The following is a 1,633-nucleotide window of genomic DNA, read 5'->3' as shown; positions in this document are numbered from 1 at the left end:
CACCCCTGGCGTGTACGGCGCCAAAACACCGTAAACCCCAGAAAATCGAAGGTCGATGGCCCCTTGTTCCCCTGCTGCTCACGTGGCGGTCGGCGAAAGTCAAGCAGCCGGGTCTTGTCGGGGTGAAGGGTCAGTCCATACCGTGCCAGCCGCTTGCCCAGTACAGCCATCACCCGCCTTGCGTCTTCCTCTCGCTCGAGACCAATGACGAAGTCGTCCGCATACCTCACCAGGAGCGCTCGGCCCCTGAGCCTCGGCTTGACCTCGCGCTCGAACCAGAGATCGAGAACGTAATGCAGGTAGATGTTCCCGAGCAGCGGCGATAACACCGACCCCTGGGCTGTTCCTACTTCCGGCTTGGAAAATTCGTCGCCGTCGAGGATGCCCACGTGCAAGCACTTACCAATGAGCCGCAACAGCGACCCGTCGGCCACCCGAAGCTTTATCATCTCCATCAGCGCCGTGCGATCGACGCTGTCGAAGAAGCTCTGGATATCCGCTTCGATGATCCAATTCACTTCGCGACCATAAACCGCTCGGTTCAGGGCTCGGATCGCGTCGTGCGCGCTACGCGCAGGCCGGAAGCCGTACGAGCATCCCAGGAAGTCTTGCTCGTAAATCGCTCCCAGCACCTCACGGAGCGCTTCCTGGACAACCTTGTCCTCGGTCGCGCTGATCCCGATCGGTCGCGTCTTCCCATTTTCCTTGGGGATGTGTACACGTCGGATCGGCTGATGTCGGTACCGCTTCCCCTTCAGCCTCTCGTACAGGTTTATGAGCTGCGACTCCAGCTCCTCCCCATACTGCTCCTTGGTGATGCCATCCACCCCTACCGCCGCATCTTTCCTCAGCCGGCCGTAGGCGCGTTTCAGGGCGTGCACATCGATGAGATGCGCCAGCGAGTGAAACTTTGCTTCGGGTTCTCTTTGCGCTCGCTCTGCTACCTTCAAAAGTTCTGGAGACATGGTCCCCAACGTCGATGCATTGGTCATGGTTCCCTCTTGAAGCTCTCAACAACACGGGCCCGCCTTTGCTCGGGTGGCTCCGCTTTGCCCTGCGTTACCCACCGTCTCAGCTCTTATTCGGGCCCTCCGACTCCCCACATCTCCACAGGGCCTCCGCTACGGTCATCCCTTGCGGAGGACGTTCCTCGGTCCCGCGCGCTGCTTCTTCGCGGAGCCTTCTCGGCTCGGCCGACCGGTCGTGCGCGCGGGCAACGACAGGTGCGTCGGAGATTGATCACCGGGTCTCCGTGCCACCGGATTCTTCCCGAGAGAGATGGGGGCCTCCCAGGTGTCTGGGTCGTCCTCTTCGTGCGCGCCATGGTCACGACACACCCCGCCGGGTCCACCTCCCCTGCCCATATCGGGTTCGATGGCGTGGCCTTCCGAGCCTACCAACTCTTCGGCACCCTGGAACAGATGATGTTTTCGGGGCTGATACCCCATGGCTCACACGCTCGCATACCTACGCATCAATCGACCCGTTACCGGATCAACCGCAAGGCTTGCTACCGGCTGGTGTAGGTCCACCCTGGGCCGGGTGGGTTTCGCACCCACTGGACGACGATTCAGAATTTCATGAACCTCGCATGTTCAATCCTTCCTGACCAGTCTTTCCTGGTCGCACGGCA

Annotated in this window: 1 protein-coding gene; it reads right to left on the bottom strand. The window is 60.9% G+C overall.

Annotated elements, in window-relative coordinates; translation table 11 throughout:
• Positions 1–992 (bottom strand): group II intron reverse transcriptase/maturase (gene ltrA / locus E8A74_RS51590; RefSeq protein ID WP_136936576.1); only part of this gene is annotated, 992 nt, incomplete at its 3' end.
• Between the last annotated feature and the right edge of the window lie 641 nt (positions 993–1,633).

This window comes from Polyangium fumosum (genome assembly GCF_005144585.1).
GTDB lineage: Bacteria > Myxococcota_A > Polyangia > Polyangiales > Polyangiaceae > Polyangium > Polyangium fumosum.
Note: the sequence above shows the minus strand (reverse complement) of the source record. Positions and strands in the feature narration are given on the sequence as shown.